This window comes from Streptomyces sp. NPDC093261 (assembly GCF_044753645.1).
Lineage (GTDB): Bacteria > Actinomycetota > Actinomycetes > Streptomycetales > Streptomycetaceae > Streptomyces.
Genome location: NZ_JBIVNO010000004.1, coordinates 518,599 through 539,054, shown reverse-complemented (window position 1 = coordinate 539,054; position 20,456 = coordinate 518,599). Strand labels below are relative to the sequence as shown.

General features: G+C 70.4%; 13 protein-coding genes, 1 tRNA gene and 1 rRNA gene. 13 read left to right on the top strand and 2 right to left on the bottom strand.

Annotated elements, in window-relative coordinates:
- The 3 genes from rrf to ACIP94_RS13935 all read left to right on the top strand — a co-directional run.
- Positions 1–95: ribosomal RNA gene (rrf, locus tag ACIP94_RS13945) — 5S ribosomal RNA — on the top strand; the annotation flags it as partial.
- A 112-nt stretch (positions 96–207) separates the two neighbouring features.
- Positions 208–870, top strand: coding sequence for a DegT/DnrJ/EryC1/StrS family aminotransferase (locus ACIP94_RS13940; RefSeq protein WP_402424295.1), 663 nt, complete (start codon positions 208–210; stop codon positions 868–870).
- 86 nt (positions 871–956) lie between these two features.
- Positions 957–1,029 (top strand) — tRNA-Thr (locus ACIP94_RS13935).
- Positions 1,030–1,109: 80 nt separating this feature from the next.
- Here the strand turns inward: ACIP94_RS13935 and ACIP94_RS13930 are convergent.
- Positions 1,110–3,857 carry a SpoIIE family protein phosphatase gene (locus ACIP94_RS13930; protein WP_402424292.1) on the bottom strand — a complete coding sequence of 916 codons (2,748 nt, stop codon included), beginning with the start codon at positions 3,855–3,857 and terminating at the stop codon, positions 1,110–1,112.
- Between the two features lie 375 nt (positions 3,858–4,232).
- Between ACIP94_RS13930 and ACIP94_RS13925 the strand changes: the two genes are divergently transcribed.
- The 10 genes from ACIP94_RS13925 to ACIP94_RS13880 all read left to right on the top strand — a co-directional run bounded on the left by ACIP94_RS13925 (position 4,233) and on the right by ACIP94_RS13880 (position 19,434).
- Positions 4,233–9,701 carry a HAMP domain-containing protein gene (locus ACIP94_RS13925; RefSeq protein ID WP_402424213.1) on the top strand — a complete coding sequence of 1,823 codons (5,469 nt, stop codon included), beginning with the start codon at positions 4,233–4,235 and terminating at the stop codon, positions 9,699–9,701.
- A 294-nt stretch (positions 9,702–9,995) separates the two neighbouring features.
- Complete coding sequence (locus ACIP94_RS13920; protein WP_402424210.1) at positions 9,996–10,679, top strand: two-component system response regulator; 684 nt, start codon at positions 9,996–9,998, stop codon at positions 10,677–10,679.
- A 244-nt stretch (positions 10,680–10,923) separates the two neighbouring features.
- Positions 10,924–13,632: a DNA translocase FtsK gene (locus ACIP94_RS13915; RefSeq protein ID WP_402424208.1), complete on the top strand. Its 2,709-nt coding sequence runs from the start codon at positions 10,924–10,926 to the stop codon at positions 13,630–13,632.
- 291 nt (positions 13,633–13,923) lie between these two features.
- Complete coding sequence (locus ACIP94_RS13910; RefSeq protein ID WP_402424205.1) at positions 13,924–14,793, top strand: helix-turn-helix domain-containing protein; 870 nt, start codon at positions 13,924–13,926, stop codon at positions 14,791–14,793.
- 124 nt (positions 14,794–14,917) lie between these two features.
- Positions 14,918–16,390: a 30S ribosomal protein S12 methylthiotransferase RimO gene (rimO, locus tag ACIP94_RS13905; RefSeq protein ID WP_402424204.1), complete on the top strand. Its 1,473-nt coding sequence runs from the start codon at positions 14,918–14,920 to the stop codon at positions 16,388–16,390.
- Positions 16,387–17,205: a CDP-diacylglycerol--glycerol-3-phosphate 3-phosphatidyltransferase gene (gene pgsA / locus ACIP94_RS13900; RefSeq protein ID WP_402424201.1), complete on the top strand. Its 819-nt coding sequence runs from the start codon at positions 16,387–16,389 to the stop codon at positions 17,203–17,205. The genes rimO and pgsA overlap by 4 nt, the downstream gene beginning before the upstream one ends.
- On the top strand, positions 17,202–17,747 hold the full coding sequence (locus ACIP94_RS13895; protein WP_402424198.1) for a CinA family protein: 546 nt from the start codon (positions 17,202–17,204) through the stop codon (positions 17,745–17,747). The genes pgsA and ACIP94_RS13895 overlap by 4 nt, the downstream gene beginning before the upstream one ends.
- A gap of 109 nt (positions 17,748–17,856) precedes the next feature.
- Positions 17,857–18,234, top strand: a complete 378-nt coding sequence (locus ACIP94_RS13890; protein WP_037620346.1) for a helix-turn-helix domain-containing protein — start codon at positions 17,857–17,859, stop codon at positions 18,232–18,234.
- Positions 18,235–18,491: 257 nt separating this feature from the next.
- Positions 18,492–18,962, top strand: coding sequence for a Dps family protein (locus tag ACIP94_RS13885; protein ID WP_402424195.1), 471 nt, complete (start codon positions 18,492–18,494; stop codon positions 18,960–18,962).
- A 208-nt stretch (positions 18,963–19,170) separates the two neighbouring features.
- Complete coding sequence (locus ACIP94_RS13880) at positions 19,171–19,434, top strand: hypothetical protein (RefSeq protein ID WP_402424192.1); 264 nt, start codon at positions 19,171–19,173, stop codon at positions 19,432–19,434.
- 238 nt (positions 19,435–19,672) lie between these two features.
- Here the strand turns inward: ACIP94_RS13880 and ACIP94_RS13875 are convergent, their stop codons facing one another.
- On the bottom strand, positions 19,673–20,434 hold the full coding sequence (locus ACIP94_RS13875; RefSeq protein ID WP_402424189.1) for an SDR family NAD(P)-dependent oxidoreductase: 762 nt from the start codon (positions 20,432–20,434) through the stop codon (positions 19,673–19,675).
- Positions 20,435–20,456: the final 22 nt, after the last annotated feature.

Genomic DNA, 20,456 nt, shown 5'->3' with positions numbered 1-20,456 from the left:
AAACGCCCGGTTACATTCCGAACCCGGAAGCTAAGCCTTACAGCGCCGATGGTACTGCAGGGGGGACCCTGTGGGAGAGTAGGACGCCGCCGAACGATTCTTCAGAGCTGGTCCCCGAACTTCGGTTCGGGGACCAGCTCTTTTGCGTTGCGCGTCACTTTGCGTTCACTTTGCCGCACGAGCATCCGAGCCATGGGTACTGCAGGAATGCTCAGGGCCGCAGGCATCGGCCACGGTGACGAGGTCATCGTGCCGGCCTTCGGGAACATCGAGGTGGCCGAGGCCGTGACCCTGGCGGGCGCGACCCCGGTGTTCGCCGACATAGACCCGGTGACGTACTGCCTTGATCCGTCCGCCGTCGAAGACGTGGTGAGCCCGCAGACCGCCGCGGTCGTCGTCGTGCACCGCTTCGGCCGGCCCGCCGACGTGGCGCATCTGCACGAGGTCGGGCAGCGGCGCGGTCTCCTGGTGCTGGAGCAGGGAGAGTCCGAGACGCCGTACGCAGAGGTGGCCCAGCGTCGTGAGCGGGCGGCGTATCTGGACCGGCGGCTGCGCGGCGTGCGTCCGCCCGATGGCAGCGGCGGCCACACCTACCAGCAGTACGTCGTGCGGGTGCCGGGCAACGGCCGGCCGGACCGCGATGCCTTCGCACGAGCCGTACAGGCCAGGGGAGTCGAGTGCCGGGTCCCGGTGAAGACCCCCGTCCACCGTATGCCGGGGTTCCGACGGGACGTGTGTCTGCCCGAGACCGAGCGGGCCGCCGACGAGACGCTCGCGCTGCCCGTGGACGCCTCGCTGACGAAGCGTGAGATGAACCGGATCGTCTCGGCGTGCAACGCCCTGGGCGGCCTGCTGCAGGCCGCATTCTGAGCCCCGGCTCTCCTGTTTGGGAACACACGCCAGTTCGGGGTATGATCTATTCCGTTGCCGCGAGGGAAACTCCGAAAAGGCGACAGGCCCCTATAGCTCAGTCGGCAGAGCGTCTCCATGGTAAGGAGAAGGTCAACGGTTCGATTCCGTTTGGGGGCTCCGAGAAAAGGCCCCGCCCATCTGGGCGGGGCCTTTTTCACGCCCCGACTGCGGCCGGGGGCCCGGGCGTTCCTGGGACTTCAATCCTTCGGAAGGCCCGGCACGCGCATCGCCAGAATCGCCATGTCGTCCGATGGGGCATCCGAGGCGAAGCGTTCGACCGCCCGCATGATGCGGGCCGCCACCGCTCCCGCGGTGAGGCCCGTACAGGTCGTGAGGACCTCCGCGAGGCCGTCGTCGCCCAACATGCGCGTGCCCTCGCGGCGCTCCGTGACGCCGTCCGTGACGCACAGCAGGACGTCCCCGGGGTCAAGCGTCACCGTCTGCTCGTACAGCTCCAGATCCTCCATGACGCCGAGGAGCGGCTGCGGTTCGGCCGCCGGCTCCACCGAGCCGTCCTGGCGTAGACGGAGCGGGAGCGGATGGCCGGCGCAGACCACCTTCAGCACGGCGCTGCCGTCCTCCTGGGGCCACAGCTCGCCGTAGAGCAGGGTCAGGAAGCGGCTGCGGGCGCCCTCGTCGAGGATCGCGGAGTTCAGGCGCTCCAGCACGGCCGGCCCGCCGAAGCCCTCGCGGGCCAGCAGGCGCAGGGCATGGCGGGCCAGGCCGGTGACCGCGGCCGCCTCCGGACCCGTACCGCAGACGTCGCCGATGGCGAAGCCGTAGGCCCCGTCGCGGATCGGGAACAGGTCGTAGAAGTCGCCGCCGACCTCGTTGCCCTCGCCGGCCGCGCGGTAGATCACCTCGACCTCGACACCGTCGATGTCCGGGAGCTCCGGCGGGAGCAGGCTGCGCTGGAGGGACTGGCTGATGGCCGTGCGCTCCGAGTACAGCCGGGCGTTGTCGAGGGCCAGGGCGGCCCGGCGGCTCAGGTCCTCGGCCAGTTCCAGGATCTCCTGGCGGAAGTGTTCGTCCGCCGGCTTGCCCAGGGTCAGCATGCCGATGACGCGGTTGCGGGCGACGAGCGGCAGTACGACCGTTTCGCCGCCGACCGCCCCGGCCGTCGCCAGCGTCGTGCCGATCCCCGAGCTGACCGGGGGCGTCTCGCCCAGGCCGAGGCTCCGCATGGAGGTGCGCAGCGCCGCTCGGTGGGCGGCCTCCGCCGGGGCCGTCCAGACCCGGGCGCCCGGCGCGGGGATGGGCTCCGGCGGGGCGATCTTCGACAGGAGCGCCTTGAGGCCGTCGATGCGTTCCTCGTCCTCGTGCAGGACGTAGGAGAGGTACGGCTCCGAGGCCTGGTCCGCGATCGTGTACACCGCGCACCACGTGGCCAGCGTCGGGATCGTCATCTGGGCCATCAGCGCCAGGGTCTGGTCCCGGTCCAGGGTGCCCGCGAGGAGGTCGGAGGCCTCGACGAGGAAGCTCAGCGAGCCGCGGCGCAGCCGCTCCAGCTCACCGAGGCGGGCCGACTCCACGGCCAGGGCGATCCGGTCGGCCGCGAACTGGAGGCGCAGTGCCTCCTCGTTGGAGTACCGGGAGGGCGACTCGGCCGCGACGCCGAGGGAGCCGGTCAGCCGGCCCTCCACCTTCAGCGGGACCGTCACGACGGAGCGCATGCCCGTGCCGCCGAGCAGGGGCACCGCGCCCGGCACGGCGGCCAGGTCGTCGTGGACGGCGGGCATACGGGCCGAGCCGTAGCGGCCGGGGCCCGCCTCGACCGGGACGCGGGCGAAGCGCTGGCGGGCGGAGGGCAGGCCGGTCGAGGCACGCACCTCCAGTTCCGTCTCGTCGTCGGTGGCCAGCAGGAGGAAGGCGGCGTCGCCGTCGAGCATGTCGCGGGCGCGCTCCACCGTGCGCTGGAGGAGGCCGTCGAGATCGTCGGGGGCCGGGGAGCCGATGAAGACCTCGAAGGGATCCGGGACCTGGCCGTCCTGGGCGGTCGTCGAGTCGGCGGCGGACCCACGCAGGGGGGTCTGGAGCACGGCCCGCTCATCGTCGCGCACCAGCAGGCAGACCGTGGAGGGTTCGCCCGCCGTGTCGCGTACGCGCAGGTGGGAGGCGTAGACGGGGATCACCCGGCCGTCGGCGCCGCGGATGCCGTAGCTGCCCTCCCAGCGCGAGAGGCGGAGGGCCTCGGCGATCCCGGTGCCGGTGCCGGGGGTGTGCGGCCAGGCGGCGAGGTCGGTGAGCGGTTTGCCGGTGACCTGCTCGGCCGCGTATCCGAAGAGGTCCTCCGCGTCCTCGTTCCAGGCGGTGATGGTGCCCGTGCGGTCGATCTGGACGACCGCGACCCGGACCCGGCCGTCGGCGAGCGGCAGGAGGTCCGCGGGGAGCGAGGGGCCCGCCGCGCGCGTGCCCACAGGGCGTTCGGGAAGGTGCAGTTGGAACCAGACCTGTTTGTGCGTGGGGGTGTACTCGACGCCCCAGCGGTTGGCCAGGGCGGCGCAGAGCTGGAGGCCGCGGCCGCCCTCCCGGTCCGGGCTGCCCATGTTCACGGCACTCGACTGGAGCGGGATCTCGCGTTCCGGATACCGGTCGGCGACCTCGACGCGTACGCCGTCGTCGCTGCGCAGGCACAGGACGTCCGCGGCGGTGCCCGCGTGCACGACGGCATTGGTGACCAGCTCGCTGGTGAGCACCACGGCATCGTCGACGATGTCCGCGAAGCCCCAGCCCTGGAGGGTGTCACGGACGAAGGACCGGGCGGTCGCCACCGATCGTCCTACGGGCTCGAAGCTGGCGGCCGCGCGCGCGGTGATCACGGATCTCCCTGTCCTGTTCTCGACGTGCGGGGTGCCCGGGCCGACCCCCTCCTGCCAGGGCAGGGGCTCGTTCCCCCTCTGCCGGGGATCCTGGGGGTGTCCCCCGGGACGCAGTCCGGTGGTCATGGTGCGGTGCCCCTCCGATGCCTGCCCGCTCGTGCTCGTGCCACCGCCCAGGCCGGTCGGACCGGCGCGGCTGGACAGCCGCATGCAAGGTTACTTACCTTCGCCGTCCATGCGGATGCCGGTCGCCGGTGTTTACGTCCGGAGGGTGTGCGGAGCGTGTGCGAAGCTGCCGAACTGTTATGGCCTGGTTCGGGCATGGTGAAACACTGGGCAAGCTTCCTACGGAGGTCCGGGCAGGCCGAGTGTCTCCTGCCGGGCCGGGCAGGAGCACCGGGCGCGCCCGGTGGAACGGGCACGCTTACGCACGAGTAACCGGTACGTCGAGCAGTACCCCTGAGCACAGCAGTGATGGTCGACCCTTGCGGGAGGGACACAGTGGAGTCTGGCGCAGCGACGCGGGGCACTAAGGCGCGCGCGAAAGGCGGACAGTCCCTGAGCAACCAGCGCACGGCGCGCAACGGAACGACCGCGGTGGACACGGCGGCCCTGAACCGGTTGCTGGCGGCCCTGGTGTCGATGAGGGACGGCAATTTCCGGAAGCGGCTGACGGTCTCCGGCGACGGAGTGATGGCGGAGATCGCCGCCGTCTTCAACGAGGTGGCGGACCGGAATCTGCATCTGACCGGAGAGCTGGCGCGGGTGCGCCGCGTGGTCGGACGTGAGGGAAAACTCACGGAGCGGCTGGAGACGGGGGCCTGCGAGGGCTCCTGGGCGAGCGCGATCGACGCGTCCAACGCGCTCGTGGAGGATCTCGTACGCCCCGTCTCCGAGGTCAGCCGGGTGCTGTCGGCGGTCGCCGAGGGTGATCTGTCGCCGCGCATGGAGCTGCGGACGCCGGGGCAGGACGGTACGGGGCATCCGCTGCGCGGTGAGTTCCTGAAGGTCGGCCGTACGGTGAACAACCTGGTCGACCAGCTGTCGACGTTCACCGACGAGGTCACGCGGGTGGCCAGCGAGGTGGGCACCGAGGGCAAGCTGGGCGGTCAGGCCCGGGTGCGCGGTATGTCCGGTTCGTGGAAGGATCTCACGGACTCGGTCAACACGATGGCGTACCGGCTGACCGCGCAGGTGCGGGACATCGCCCTGGTGACGACGGCGGTCGCGAAGGGCGACCTGTCCCGGAAGGTCACGGTGCACGTGGCCGGCGAGATGCTGGAGCTGAAGAACACCGTCAACACGATGGTGGACCAGCTCGCGTCCTTCTCCTCCGAGGTCACCCGGGTCGCCCGGGAGGTCGGCACCGAGGGCGAGCTGGGCGGCCAGGCCCAGGTGCCGGGTGTGTCGGGGGTGTGGAAGGACCTCACCGACTCGGTGAACCTGATGGCCGGCAATCTGACCGCCCAGGTGCGCGGAATCGCCCAGGTGACGACCGCGGTCGCCAACGGTGATCTGTCGCAGAAGGTGACCGTGTCGGCGCGCGGCGAGATGGCGCAGCTCGCCGAGACGATCAACCAGATGACCGAGACGCTGCGCACCTTCGCGGACGAGGTCACCCGGGTGGCCAACGAGGTGGGTGCCGAGGGCCGGCTCGGCGGGCAGGCGAATGTGCCGGGTGCGGCGGGTACGTGGAAGGACCTCACCGATTCGGTGAACACGGTCTTCCGCAATCTGACCACTCAGGTGCGGGACATCGCCGCCGTGACGACGGCGGTGGCGAGCGGTGATCTGTCGCAGAAGGTCACCGTCGATGTCGCCGGCGAGATGCTGGAGCTGAAGAACACCGTCAACGGGATGGTGGACCAGCTCTCGGCCTTCGGCGCCGAGGTCACCCGGGTGGCGCGGGAGATCGGCGTCGAGGGCGAGCTGGGCGGTCAGGCGCAGGTGACGGGTGCGGCCGGAGCGTGGAAGGACCTCACGGACTCCGTCAACACGGCGTTCCGCAACCTCACCGGCCAGGTCCGCAACATCGCCCAGGTGACGACGGCGGTGGCCAACGGTGATCTGTCGCAGAAGGTCACCGTGGACGTCTCCGGTGAGATGCTCCAGCTGAAGAACACCGTGAACACGATGGTGGACCAGCTCTCCGCGTTCGCCGACCAGGTCACGCGCATGGCCCGGGACGTGGGCACGGAAGGGCGTCTGGGCGGCCAGGCCGTGGTGCCGGGGGTCTCCGGCACCTGGAAGGAACTCACCGACTCCGTCAACTTCATGGCGGGCAATCTCACCTCGCAGGTGAGGCAGATCGCCCAGGTGACGACGGCGGTGGCGCGGGGTGATCTGTCGCAGAAGATCGACGTGGACGCGCGCGGCGAGATCCTGGAGCTGAAGAACACCATCAACAACCTGGTGGACCAGCTCTCCGCGTTCGCCGAGCAGGTGACGCGGGTGGCCCGTGAGGTGGGCACCGAGGGCCGGCTCGGCGGTCAGGCGCAGGTGCCGGGCGTGGCCGGTGTGTGGCGGGATCTGACCGACTCCGTCAACGGCATGGCCGGCAACCTCACCACCCAGGTGCGCAACATCGCGCAGGTCGCCACGGCGGTGGCGCGGGGTGATCTGTCGCAGAAGATCGACGTGGACGCGCGCGGCGAGATCCTGGAGCTGAAGAACACCATCAACACGATGGTCGACCAGCTCTCCAACTTCGCCGAGCAGGTGACGCGGGTGGCCCGTGAGGTGGGCACCGAGGGCATCCTCGGCGGGCAGGCCGAGGTCCAGGGTGTATCCGGCACCTGGAAGGACCTCACGCAGTCCGTGAACTTCATGGCGAACAACCTGACCATCCAGGTGCGCAACATCGCCGAGGTCACCACCGCGGTCGCCAAGGGCGACCTGTCCAAGAAGATCACCGTCGACGCCAAGGGCGAGATCCTCGAACTGGTCACCACCGTCAACACGATGGTCGACCAGCTGTCGTCCTTCGCCGAGCAGGTGACGCGGGTGGCCCGTGAGGTGGGCACCGAGGGCATCCTGGGCGGCCAGGCGCACGTCCCCGGTGTCACGGGCATCTGGAAGGACCTCAGCGACAACGTCAACCTCATGGCAAACAACCTGACCATGCAGGTGCGCAACATCTCCCAGGTCGCGGCGGCCGTCGCCAACGGTGACCTGACGCGGACGGTGACGATCGAGGCGCGCGGCGAGGTCGCCCAGCTCGCCGACACCTTCAACACCATGGTGAAGACGCTGAGTTCGTTCGCCGACCAGGTCACCAAGGTGGCCCGTGAGGTGGGCACGGACGGCATCCTCGGCGGTCAGGCGCATGTACCGGGTGTGGCCGGCACCTGGAAGGACCTCACCGAGTCCGTGAACCAGATGGCGTCCAACCTCACCGGCCAGGTGCGCAACATCGCCATGGTGACCACGGCCATCGCCAAGGGTGATCTCACCAAGAAGATCGACATCGACGCCCGCGGCGAGATCCTGGAGCTGAAGACCACCATCAACACGATGGTCGACCAGCTCTCCTCCTTCGCCGAGGAGGTCACCCGGGTGGCCCGTGAGGTGGGTACGGAGGGTCAGCTCGGCGGCCAGGCGCGGGTCCGGGACGTGGACGGCACCTGGCGTGACCTGACCGAGTCGGTGAACGAGATGGCCGGGAACCTGACCCGGCAGGTGCGCGCCATCGCGCGCGTGGCGACCGCGGTGACCCGCGGCGATCTCAATTTGAAGATCGATGTGGACGCCTCGGGTGAGATCCAGGAGCTCCAGGACTACATCAACAAGATGATCGCCAACCTGCGCGACACCACGATCGCCAACAAGGAGCAGGACTGGCTCAAGGGCAACCTGGCCCGTATCTCCGCTCTGATGCAGGGCCGCCGCGATCTGGAGGACGTGGCCTCGCTGATCATGAGTGAGCTGACGCCGGTGGTCTCCGCGCAGCACGGCGCGTTCTTCCTCGCGATGGAGCCGGTGGACGGCCAGGACCGGGGGGCCGACGCGGAAGACCAGTACGAGCTGCGGATGCTGGGGTCCTACGGCTACTCCATGGGCTCCATGCCGACGTCGTTCCGGCCGGGTGAAGCGCTGATCGGGACGGCCGCCCAGGAGAAGCGCACCATCCTCGTGGAGAACGCGCCCAGCGGCTATCTGAAGATCTCCTCCGGGCTCGGGGAGGCACCCCCCGCGCAGGTGATCGTCCTGCCGGTGCTGTTCGAGGGGAAGGTGCTCGGCGTCATCGAGCTGGCCTCCTTCACCCCGTTCACGCAGATCCAGCGGGACTTCCTCAACCAGATCGCCGAGATGATCGCGACCAGCGTCAACACCATCTCCGTCAATACCAAGACCGAGGTGCTGCTCAGGCAGTCGCAGGAGCTGACCGAGCAACTCAGGCTGCGGTCGGAGGAGCTGGAGCAGCGGCAGAAGGCCCTCCAGGCGTCCAACGCCGAACTGGAGGAGAAGGCCGAGCTGCTGGCCCAGCAGAACCGGGACATCGAGGTCAAGAACACCGAGATCGAGGAGGCGCGGCAGGTCCTGGAGGAGCGCGCCGAGCAGCTTGCGGTCTCCATGCGCTACAAGAGCGAGTTCCTGGCCAACATGTCGCACGAACTGCGCACCCCGCTCAACTCCCTGCTGATCCTGGCCAAGTTGCTCGCCGACAACGCCGAGGGCAATCTCTCCCCGAAGCAGGTCGAGTTCGCCGAGACCATCCACGGCGCCGGTTCCGACCTGCTCCAGCTGATCAACGACATCCTGGACCTGTCGAAGGTCGAGGCGGGCAAGATGGACGTCTCGCCGACGCGCATCGCGCTCGTGCAGCTCGTCGACTACGTGGAGGCCACCTTCCGGCCGCTGACCGCGGAGAAGGGGCTCGACTTCTCCGTACGGGTGTCGCCGGAGCTGCCCGCCACGCTGCACACGGACGAGCAGCGCCTGTTGCAGGTGCTGCGCAATCTGCTGTCCAACGCGGTGAAGTTCACCGACACCGGGGCCGTCGAGCTGGTCATCCGTCCGGCGGGCGGCGATGTGCCGATGGCCATCCGGGAGCAGCTGCTGGAGGCCGGCTCGCTGCGGGAACCGGACGCGGCGCTGATCGCGTTCTCGGTGGCCGACACCGGTATCGGCATCGCGGCCAGCAAGATGCGGGTGATCTTCGAGGCGTTCAAGCAGGCGGACGGCACGACGAGCCGCAAGTACGGCGGTACGGGCCTCGGACTGTCCATCTCGCGTGAGATCGCGCGGCTGCTCGGCGGCGAGATCCACGCGCAGAGCGAGCCCGGACGCGGCTCCACGTTCACCCTGTATCTGCCGCTGCACCCGATCGAACTGCCGCCGCAGGGCTACGCGCAGCTCGCGCCCGCCATGGAGGCCGACGAGCTGCTGGCGTCCGAGGCGGAGTTGTCCGCGCCGGACATCGAGACCCCGGCCGAGGTGAAGTCGTACCAGGAGACCCAGAACGGGCCCGCGGCGCTCTTCCGGCGCCGGCGCAGGGCCGTCTCCGCGGGCGTGCAGCGCGGCGCCGGCGGGGGGCAGGAGCCGTGGCCCGGGGAGCAGCAGGAGGGGCCGCAGCCGCGGCGGGGCGTGCGCTTCGACAGCGAGAAGGTGCTGATCGTCGACGACGACATCCGCAACGTCTTCGCCCTCACCAGCGTCCTGGAGCAGCACGGCCTGTCGGTGCTGTACGCCGAGAACGGCCGGGAGGGCATCGAGGTGCTGGAACAGCACGATGATGTCGCGGTCGTCCTGATGGACATCATGATGCCCGAGATGGACGGCTATGCCACGACTACGGCGATTCGCCGGATGCCCCAGTTCGCGGGGCTGCCGATCATCGCGTTGACGGCGAAGGCGATGAAGGGGGACCGTGAGAAGGCCATCGAGTCGGGCGCCTCGGACTATGTGACCAAGCCGGTCGACCCCGATCACCTACTGTCCGTGATGGAACAGTGGATGCGTGGGGAGTGATGTGCATGCGGATGCGGTGGGGGCTCCGAATGTTCACGCGGAGTTGCCGACTGAGTGCGGACGGAGCCGTGTGGAAGTGCGGTCCGCGGGGAACCTTCTGGTCTCCTGCCGCGTTTCTGCTACGTGCACAGTGACATCGCGGTGACAGGGTGTGGCGACAGGCGGGGTGCGGCTACGATGACCGGCACAAGGACGGGCGGCGCAAGGGAGTCGTCCCCTGGGGTGGCGTCGGGCGGCGTCACCCCGAGTCCTGAGGACAGGGGAGGCCCCACGCCGGGGCGAGGAGGGCGGCCCATGGTGCAGAAGGCCAAGATCCTCCTGGTCGATGACCGGCCGGAGAATCTGCTGGCGCTGGAGGCCATCCTCTCCGCGCTCGATCAGACGCTGGTCAGGGCATCGTCCGGGGAGGAAGCGCTCAAGGCACTGCTGACGGACGACTTCGCGGTCATTCTGCTGGACGTCCAGATGCCGGGCATGGACGGATTCGAGACCGCGGCGCACATCAAGCGCCGGGAGCGGACGCGCGACATCCCGATCATCTTCCTGACCGCCATCAACCACGGCCCGCACCACACCTTCCGGGGGTACGCGGCAGGCGCGGTGGACTACATCTCCAAGCCGTTCGACCCGTGGGTGCTGCGCGCGAAGGTCTCCGTGTTCGTCGAGCTGTACATGAAGAACTGCCAGCTGCGCGAGCAGGCGGCCCTGTTGCGGCTCCAGCTGGAGGGCGGCGGCAGGTCCGCGGCCGGGGAGAGCAAGGAGCCGGCCGGGCTGCTCGCCGAGCTGTCCGCGCGGCTCGCGGCGGTGGAGGAGCAGGCCGAGGCGCTGTCCAAACAGCTCGACGACGAGTCGGCGGACGCGGCGGCAGTGGCGACCGCGGCCCATCTCGAGCGTAAGCTCACCGGGCTGCGCCGCGCCCTGGACGCCCTGGAACCGGGCACGGGCAGCGGCACCCCGCCGGTGCCGTCCCAGAGCTGACGCCGTGCTCCCGCGGGGGCTCAGGCGGCGGCATTCCGGTCGTACGGCCCGGTGACCGCCCCTTGTGACACACGGGGGGGGTCCCGGGCCTTTGCCGTCTGCCGCCCGGTGCGCCACGCCTCTGCGCCAAGCGGCTCAGTCCGCTTGAGCCCGCGTCAGTTTTGCGCCTCTCCCGGAGCGACACGAACGGGTGAAGCAGTGGCCACGCGTGTCCCCTGTCGCCTCCACCGGTAATCTCACACTCATGGCCTCACGTCCCGCAGCCAAGAAGTCGCCCGCGAAGAAGGCGGCCGCTCCGAGGCAGGCTCCGGCGAAGAAGGGCCCCGCGAAGAAAGCCGCCGCCAAGAAGGCCCCCGCCAGGAAAGCCGCGGCGAAGAAGCCGGCTCCCGCGCCGGCACCCAACCCGACCGCGGGCGTGTACCGCCTCGTGCGCGCTCTCTGGCTCGGCCTGGCGCACACCGTCGGAGCGATGCTCCGCGGCCTGGGACGGGGCGCGCAGGGGCTCGACCCGGCGCACCGCAAGGACGGCCTCGCGCTCCTGCTGCTAGGTCTGTCGCTGATCACCGCCGCGGGTACCTGGGCCAGTCTGCGCGGCCCTGTGGGCGACCTCGTCGAGATGCTGGTCACCGGCGCCTTCGGCCGGCTGGATCTGCTCGTGCCGATCCTGCTCGGCGCGATCGCCGTGCGCCTGATCCTGCACCCGGAGCGGCCGGAGGCCAACGGCCGTATCGTGATCGGCCTGTCGGCGCTCGTCATCGGGGTGCTCGGCCAGGTGCACATCGCCTGCGGCGACCCCGCGCGCAGCGGGGGCATGCAGGCGATAAGGGACGCCGGCGGCCTCATCGGCTGGGGCGCGGCCACCCCGCTCACGTACACCATGGGCGATGCCCTCGCGGTGGCCCTGCTCGTCCTGCTCACCTTCTTCGGGCTGCTCGTCGTCACCGCCACGCCCGTCACCGCCATTCCACAGCGGCTGCGGCTGATGGGGGTGAAGCTGGGCCTTCTGCACGCCCCGGACGACGGCGACGGCTTCCGCAGCGAGGACGACGAGCGCTACGACGAGCAGTGGCGCGAGGCACTGCCCCGCTCCCGCCGGCGAGGATCCGCCGAGGAGCCCTACGACCCGGACGGGGCCGAGCAGGAGGCGATCGCCCGGCGACGCGGCCGCTCCCGGCGCCCCGCCGTGCAGCAGCCCGCCATGGGCCGGCAGATGGACGCCGTGGACGTCGCGGCGGCCGCGGCCGCCGCACTGGACGGTGCCGTCCTGCACGGAATGCCGCCGTCCCCGCTTGTCGCCGACCTCACCCAGGGGGTCGCCACCGGGGACCGCGAGCCGACGACGCCGACGCCCGTGCCGGCCGCACGGCCCCAGCAGGACAGGCTCCCGGCCGACTCGGCGGTGCCCGACCTCACCAAGGCGGCGCCGCAGGAGGTCCGCGATCTGCCGCCGCGCGCCGAGCAGCTCCAGCTCTCCGGGGACATCACCTACTCCCTGCCCTCCCTGGACCTCCTGGAGCGCGGCGGCCCCGGCAAGGCGCGCAGCGCCGCCAACGACGCCGTCGTCGCCTCCCTCACCACCGTCTTCACCGAGTTCAAGGTCGACGCGGCCGTCACCGGCTTCACCCGAGGCCCGACGGTCACCCGCTACGAGGTGGAGCTGGGCCCCGCCGTGAAGGTCGAGCGGATCACAGCCCTCACCAAGAACATCGCGTACGCCGTCGCCAGCCCCGATGTCCGGATCATCAGCCCGATCCCGGGCAAGTCCGCGGTCGGCATCGAGATCCCCAACACCGACCGGGAGATGGTCAACCTCGGCGATGTGCTCCGTCTCGCGGCGGCCGCCGAGGACGACCACCCCATGCTGGTCGCGCTCGGCAAGGACGTCGAGGGCGGCTATGTGATGGCGAACATCGCGAAGATGCCGCACATCCTCGTCGCCGGTGCCACCGGTTCCGGCAAGTCGTCCTGCATCAACTGCCTGATTACCTCGATCATGATGCGGGCGACCCCGGAGGACGTGCGCATGGTCCTCGTCGACCCCAAGCGCGTCGAGCTGACCGCGTACGAGGGCATCCCGCACCTGATCACGCCGATCATCACCAACCCCAAGCGGGCCGCCGAGGCGCTCCAGTGGGTCGTACGGGAGATGGACCTGCGCTACGACGACCTCGCGGCGTACGGCTTCCGGCACATCGACGACTTCAACGAGGCGATCCGCAACGGCAAGATCAAGCCGCCCGAGGGCAGCGAACGCGAACTGCAGCCCTACCCGTATCTGCTGGTGATCGTCGACGAGCTGGCCGACCTGATGATGGTCGCGCCGCGCGACGTCGAGGACGCGATCGTGCGCATCACGCAGCTCGCGCGCGCGGCGGGCATCCATCTGGTGCTCGCCACGCAGCGGCCGTCGGTGGACGTCGTCACCGGTCTGATCAAGGCGAACGTGCCCTCCCGGCTGGCCTTCGCCACCTCCTCCCTGGCCGACTCGCGCGTCATCCTCGACCAGCCCGGCGCCGAGAAGCTGATCGGCAAGGGCGACGGGCTCTTCCTGCCGATGGGTGCGAACAAGCCGACCCGTATGCAGGGCGCGTTCGTGACCGAGGAGGAGGTCGCGGCGGTCGTCCGGCACTGCAAGGACCAGATGGCGCCCGTCTTCCGGGAGGACGTCACCGTCGGCGGCAAGCAGAAGAAGGAGATCGACGAGGACATCGGCGACGATCTCGATCTGCTGTGCCAGGCGGCCGAGCTGGTCGTCTCCACGCAGTTCGGATCCACCTCGATGCTCCAGCGCAAGCTGCGCGTCGGCTTCGCCAAGGCCGGCCGTCTGATGGATCTCATGGAGTCGCGCAACATCGTCGGTCCCAGCGAGGGATCCAAGGCGCGCGACGTTCTGGTGAAACCCGACGAGCTGGACGGAGTGCTCGCCCTCATTCGCGGGGAGTCTCACCCGTAGGGATCGGACGTTCCCGGAAGCGCCGCACGAGCGGGCCGCCCGGGCGCGTCACCGGCACGCCCGGCGACGCGCCCGGCATCCGACCGTGACCCACTCGTAAGTGATCCGTGAGCAACCGTTCCCCCGCCGCGCACGTCAACTTGAGCAAGACGACAGCAATATGTCCCACCATCAGGATGACCGGCCATTCAGATGGCGTACAAAGTCGTACCGCCCGGTTGCCCCACCCTTTCGTACCCCCCCTAGACTGAACTTCCAGCACAGGTGGCTACACGCTCGAAAGGCGCCCCCGTGTCCATCGGCAACTCCCCAGACGGCAACTCCCCTGAGGACGTACCTCCCTTCGACGACGCTCGCGAAGGCGCCCCCGCGTCGGAGCGCCCCTCGATCGGCCGAGCCCTGCAGCAGGCGCGCATCGCGGCCGGCTTGACCGTCGACGACGTCAGCAACGCCACCCGGGTCCGCATCACGATCGTGCACGCGATCGAACAGGACAACTTCACGCCGTGCGGCGGCGACGTCTACGCCCGCGGCCACATTCGTACGCTTGCACGAGCCGTGCATCTCGACCCCGCCCCGCTGCTCGAGCAGTACGCCGAAGAGCACGGCGGACGGCCCGCCCCGACCCCGGCGGCCCCGCTCTTCGAGGCGGAGCGGATCCGCCCCGAGCGCCGGGGGCCCAACTGGACCGCGGCCATGGTCGCGGCCATCGTCGCGGTGATCGGCTTCGTCGGCTTCACCCTGGTCAAGGGGGGTGACGGCGAGCAGAGCGCCAAGACACCGGTCGCCAAGGGTCCCCAGGCGAGCACCGGGAAGACCGCCTCGGCCACGCCCAAGAGCAGCAAGCCTGCCAGCCCGACGCCCGAACCGTCCGACAGCGCGATCGCGGCCGCGCCCGGCGACAAGGTGACCGTGCAGGTCAGCGCCGCCGAGGGCCGCAGCTGGATCTCCGCAAAGGACCACAACGGCCGCACCCTCTTCGACGGGCTGCTCAAGCAGGGCGACTCGCAGACCTTCCAGGACAAGGAGAAGATCGACCTGGTCCTCGGTGACGCGGGCGCCATCCAGCTCTACGTCAACGGCAAGAAGATCCAGGACGCCTTCCAGCCCGGCCAGGTCGAGCGCCTGACCTACACGAAGGGCGACCCCGTCACCGGGTGACGGACGGCCTCGGCGCCCGAGCGGTGACCGAGCGGTACGCAAGGGGCACGGGCACACGGGGTTGGCCAAGATCGGCCAACCCCGTCGACGTGGGCTGTCAGCGGGACGAAGTAGTCTTGAGCCCATGTCTGAACGCCGTACCGTCGCACTCGTCACTCTTGGCTGCGCCCGCAACGAGGTGGACTCGGAGGAGCTCGCAGGCCGTTTGGAGGCGGACGGCTGGGAGCTCGTGGAGGACGCCCAGAACGCGGACGTCGCCGTCGTGAACACGTGCGGCTTCGTCGAGGCCGCGAAGAAGGACTCCGTCGACGCCCTTCTGGAGGCCAACGACCTCAAGGGACAGGGCAGAACGCAGGCCGTCGTGGCGGTGGGCTGCATGGCCGAGCGGTACGGCAAGGAACTGGCCGAGGCCCTCCCCGAGGCCGACGGCGTGCTCGGTTTCGACGACTACGCGAACATCTCTGACCGCCTCCAGACCATTCTGAACGGCGGCATCCACGCCTCCCACACCCCGCGCGACCGGCGCAAGCTGCTGCCGATCACCCCGGCGGAGCGGCAGGAGTCCGCCGCGGGCATCGCGCTGCCGGGTCACGGTCCGGCCGACCTCCCGGAGGGCGTCGCCCCGGCCTCGGGCCCCCGTGCGCCGCTGCGCCGCCGGCTGGACGGCTCCCCGGTCGCCTCGGTCAAGCTCGCCTCGGGCTGCGACCGGCGCTGCTCCTTCTGCGCCATCCCGTCCTTCCGCGGCTCGTTCATCTCGCGCCGCCCGAGCGATGTGCTGAACGAGACGCGCTGGCTGGCCGAGGAGGGCGTCAAGGAGATCATGCTGGTCTCCGAGAACAACACCTCCTACGGCAAGGACCTCGGTGACATTCGTCTCCTTGAGTCCCTGCTGCCGGAGCTGGCCGAGGTGGACGGCATCGAGCGGGTCCGCGTCAGCTACCTCCAGCCGGCCGAGATGCGGCCCGGACTGATCGACGTGCTCACCTCGACCCCCAAGGTCGCCCCCTACTTCGACCTGTCCTTCCAGCACTCCGCGCCCGGTGTGCTGCGCGCGATGCGGCGCTTCGGCGACACCGACCGCTTCCTGGAGCTGCTGGACACCATCAGAAGCAAGGCACCGGAAGCGGGTGTGCGGTCCAACTTCATCGTGGGCTTCCCCGGCGAGACCGAGTCCGACCTGGCCGAACTGGAGCGCTTCCTGAACGGCGCCCGGCTGGACGCGATCGGTGTCTTCGGCTACTCCGACGAGGAGGGCACGGAGGCCGCGACGTACGACGACAAGCTCGACGGGGACGTCGTCGCCGAGCGACTGGCCCATATCTCCCGGCTCGCCGAGGAGCTGGTGTCGCAGCGCGCCGAGGAGCGCGTCGGTGAGACCGTCCATGTGCTCGTGGAGTCGGTGGACGCGGAGGAGGGGGCCTACGGCCGCGCCGCGCACCAGGCGCCCGAGACGGACGGCCAGGTGCTGTTCACCGGGAGCGAAGGCCTGGGCGTGGGCCGTATCGTCGAGGCGAAGGTGGTCGGTACGGAGGGTGTCGACCTGGTGGCCGAGCCGCTCACGGGCTCGCTCGGGTGTCCTGAGGAGGCGGGCAGATGACCGGAATCCCGGCATCCGCGGCGGGCGGCTCCTCCCGTCCGCGGGGCGCGGCATCCGTGCCGGGCGTCCCCGGCACCGCGGCCATGTCCGGCTCCAAGGCGGGCAAGGGACCGTCCGGCACCCCCGCCGCCCGGGCGGCCGACAGCCAGGACGCACCCGGTTCCTCCGGCTCCCCGGACGGGGTCCGGCCGCCGCGGGGCGGCAAGCTGACGGCCGCCGCGGTCAACCAGGCCAGTGTCTGGAACGTCGCCAACCTGCTGACGATGCTCCGCCTGGTCCTGGTACCGGGCTTCGTCGCGCTGATGCTGGCGGGCGGCGGATACGACCCGGCGTGGCGCTCGCTGGCCTGGGCTGCCTTCGCCATCGCCATGATCACCGATCTGTTCGACGGTCATCTGGCGCGCACGTACAACCTCGTCACCGACTTCGGGAAGATCGCCGATCCCATCGCCGACAAGGCGATCATGGGCGCGGCCCTCATCTGTCTGTCCTGGCTCGGCGACCTGCCGTGGTGGGTGACGGGTGTGATCCTCGGGCGTGAGCTGGGCATCACCCTGCTGCGTTTCCTGGTCATCCGCTACGGCGTGATACCGGCCAGCCGGGGCGGCAAGCTGAAGACGCTGACCCAGGGCGTCGCGGTCGGGATGTACGTCCTGTCGCTCACGGGGTGGCTGGCGACCTTGAGGTTCTGGGTGATGGCCGCGGCGCTCGTCCTGACCGTCGTCACCGGGCTCGACTACGTACGGCAGGCCATTGTGCTGCGCAGGCACGGCATCACCGAGCGCCGCGCGGCGGCCGAGGAGGCGGAACGTTGACATCGCTGGCCGCCGAAGTGCTGCGACTACTGACCGTGAGAGGCGAGACGCTCGCCGTCGCCGAGTCCCTGACCGGTGGTCTGGTGGCCGCGGAGATCACGGCGGTGGCCGGCGCTTCGAAGGCCTTCCGCGGCTCGGTGACCGCTTACGCCACCGATGTGAAGCGGGACGTCCTCGGCGTGGACGGCACTCTGCTGGCCGATCGGGGAGCGGTGGATCCGCAGGTCGCGACCCAGATGGCGGCCGGCGTACGCAAGGCGCTCGGGGCGGACTGGGGGCTCGCGACGACCGGCGTGGCCGGCCCCGATCCGCAGGACGGCCGGCCCGTGGGCACGGTGTTCGTGGCCGTGGACGGGCCGTTCGAAGAGGTTTCCGACGAACTTGGTGGCGGGAAAGTGGCGGCGCTGCGGTTGAACGGCGACCGTGCGGAAATCCGTATGGAGAGTGTACGGAGCGTACTCGCACTGCTTCTCGCGGAGCTTGCGGGCGAACAGACCGGGAATGAGCGGGCACAGGATACGGAACAGAACGGGGGGACTTGATGTTTGCAGCCCTGAGTGAACACAACAGCGCTCCCCGCACGGCCGCGGCGCAAGGCGGTACGGTGGGGCGTGAAGGATGCGGTTTCGCGGTCCGAGGAGGGAGCCACCGATGATTCTGCTCCGTCGCCTGCTGGGTGACGTGCTGCGTCGGCAGCGCCAGCGCCAGGGCCGTACTCTGCGCGAAGTCTCCTCGTCCGCCCGAGTTTCGCTCGGCTATCTCTCCGAGGTGGAGCGGGGGCAGAAGGAGGCGTCCTCCGAACTGCTCTCCGCGATCTGCGACGCGCTGGACGTACGGATGTCCGAGCTCATGCGGGAAGTGAGCGACGAGCTCGCACTCGCCGAGCTGGCACAGTCTGCAGCGGCCACCGAGCCGGTGCCCGCACCGGTGCGTCGCCCGATGCTCAATTCCGTGTCCGTCACCGGTGTCCCGCCGGAACGCGTCACGATCAAGGCGCCCGCCGAGGCAGTGGACGTGGTCGCCGCCTGAAGCCCCCCACAGGGGCGCGCACGCGCCGATGTGGACGAGAGCCCCGGCCGGGGCCCCTCCGGGAAGACCTGGAGGGCGCGGCCGGGGCTCTTGTGCGTCCGTGGCCGTGCTGCTCGCGGGACCGGGCGGGTGCGGCGGGCCCTGACGCTTGGGGGGCGGTGGCGCAGGCGGGCGCGCGGTCCCGTTTGCCGGGCCCGGGGGGTGCGGTCATCGTGGAAGGGCGCTCGGGGCCGTACGCACGCTTGCGAAGGATGCCGATGTACGTCGTGAAGAGCCCGCTGCCCGACACGCACCTCAAGATCGTGGCCGAGGCCCTCCAGGGAGCCCTGGTCGATCTGGTGGACCTTTCCCTCGTGGCCAAGCAGGTCCACTGGAACGTGATCGGGCCGCGCTTCCGCTCCATCCACCTCCAACTCGACGACGTGGTCGACAGCGCGCGCCTCCACTCCGACACCGTGGCGGAACGGGCCTCGGCGCTCGGCGTGCCCCCGGACGGGCGCGCCCCGACCGTCGCCCAGGGCAGCGGCATCGGGGCGGTACCCCAGGGCTGGGTCAAGGACACGGACGCGGTGGGCACGCTTGTCTCCGCGCTCGGCGCGGTCATCACACGGATGCGGGAGCGGGTGCGGGCGACCGCCGAGCCCGACCCGGTGAGCCAGGACCTCCTCATCGGCATCACCGCGGACCTGGAGAAGCACCACTGGATGTTCCAGGCGGAGAACGGGTGAGGCGAACAGGCGAGCGGGACGGGCGACGAGAGGCTCCGGCATCGCCTGGTGGGGCCGGGCGAGCGGGAGGGCGCGCGCGGGGTGCGCCGTGTGTGACAGATGCCCGGGGCATGCGCTGGGTCCAGTGCGCCTGTGTGCCGCTGGTGCGCCCTCCCTGGTGGTGACAGGGCGGTCTAGGGTCTGGTTCCTCGGGTTGGAGGTGACGGCCATGGCGGGGCGCACGGCGCGCTGGGGGGCGACGCTGGCGCTGGGGGCGCTGTGGTGGTGGGGGGTACTCCGACTCGTGCTGGCACCCGATGCGGGGGTGCTGGAGGGTGCGGTCGCGACCGGGGGGTGGGGGCTGAGCCTGCTGCCGGTGCACTGTGTGCCGAAGACCCGTGCCGTGGGGGCGGCCGGGCCGGACCAGCAGGCCGGGTCCTGGCGCCGGTGGTGGACCGCGAGGGGGCGCGGGAGGGGCGCGCAACCGGGGTGAGGGGGGCGAGCGGGTCGGCTGGAGACGGCGTCCGGGGGCGTTCAGGGGGCTCCTGGGTGCGGTTTACGGCCGGCCCGGCCGCCGAGGACCGCAAGGCCCTGTGGCCTGCGTGCGGGCCGTGCGGCCGCCTCGCGACGGGATTTCATCAGAGCGTCGCGACGGGGACCTCACCAGGGCGTCGCGACGGGGATCTCCAGGGCATTGCGACGGGGATCTCCAGGGCGTCGCGACGACGGTCTCACCAGGGCATCGCGACACCGCCGTTGGGGCGGAGGATCTGGCCCGTGGTGAACGAGGCGGCGTCGGAGGCGAGGTGCAGCACCGCGTGGGCGATGTCCTGTGGTTCGCCGACCCGGCCGAGCGGTGACAGCCGCGCCATGGACGCCTCCGTCCGTGCCCGGCTCTCCCTGTGCCGGTCGGTCATCGGCGTGCGGGTCCATCCCGGCGCCACCGCATTGACCCGGATCCCGTGCCGCCCGACCTCGGCCGCCAGCGTCTTCGTCAGCTGCACCACGGCCGCCTTTGCCGCGCCGTAGCACAGCAGCCCCGGACCGCCGGTGTCGACGGCGCCGGACGCCATCGTGACGATGCTGCCGCGGGTACCGTCCGCGATCATGCGACGGGCCGCCTCCTGGCAGGCGTAGAGCACACCCTTGAAGTTGACGGCCAGCACCCGGTCCAGGTCCTCGTCCCGGGTCTCCAGCACGAAGCTGCTGTGCATGATCCCGGCGACGGCCGCCATCGCGTCCAGGCGGGCGCAGGCTTCGACCGCCTGCTTCAGGCGCGCCCGGTCCGTCACATCGAGCGGGTGCGGATGTGCCGTGCCGCCGCGGTTCTTGATCAACGCCGCCGTTTCGTCCAGACCCTGTGCGTCCCGGTCCGCGCAGTGCACGGTCGCTCCGGCCTCCGCGAACAGCACGGCCGTGGCCCGGCCGATGCCGCTGGCGGCGCCGGTGACGAATGCGGTGCGTCCGCTGAGGTCGTACGCCGTGACGGGCATGGTCTCGACGGTACGAGCATTT

Coding starts and splice junctions, on each gene's coding strand:
- pgsA (WP_402424201.1), top strand. CDS start 16,387: ATGACCGGAATCCCGGCATCCGCGGCGGGCGGCTCCTCCCGTCCGCGG.
- rimO (WP_402424204.1), top strand. CDS start 14,918: ATGTCTGAACGCCGTACCGTCGCACTCGTCACTCTTGGCTGCGCCCGC.
- ACIP94_RS13920 (WP_402424210.1), top strand. CDS start 9,996: ATGGTGCAGAAGGCCAAGATCCTCCTGGTCGATGACCGGCCGGAGAAT.
- ACIP94_RS13875 (WP_402424189.1), bottom strand. CDS start 20,434: ATGCCCGTCACGGCGTACGACCTCAGCGGACGCACCGCATTCGTCACC.
- ACIP94_RS13915 (WP_402424208.1), top strand. CDS start 10,924: ATGGCCTCACGTCCCGCAGCCAAGAAGTCGCCCGCGAAGAAGGCGGCC.
- ACIP94_RS13940 (WP_402424295.1), top strand. CDS start 208: ATGCTCAGGGCCGCAGGCATCGGCCACGGTGACGAGGTCATCGTGCCG.
- ACIP94_RS13885 (WP_402424195.1), top strand. CDS start 18,492: ATGTACGTCGTGAAGAGCCCGCTGCCCGACACGCACCTCAAGATCGTG.
- ACIP94_RS13890 (WP_037620346.1), top strand. CDS start 17,857: ATGATTCTGCTCCGTCGCCTGCTGGGTGACGTGCTGCGTCGGCAGCGC.
- ACIP94_RS13880 (WP_402424192.1), top strand. CDS start 19,171: ATGGCGGGGCGCACGGCGCGCTGGGGGGCGACGCTGGCGCTGGGGGCG.
- ACIP94_RS13930 (WP_402424292.1), bottom strand. CDS start 3,857: ATGACCACCGGACTGCGTCCCGGGGGACACCCCCAGGATCCCCGGCAG.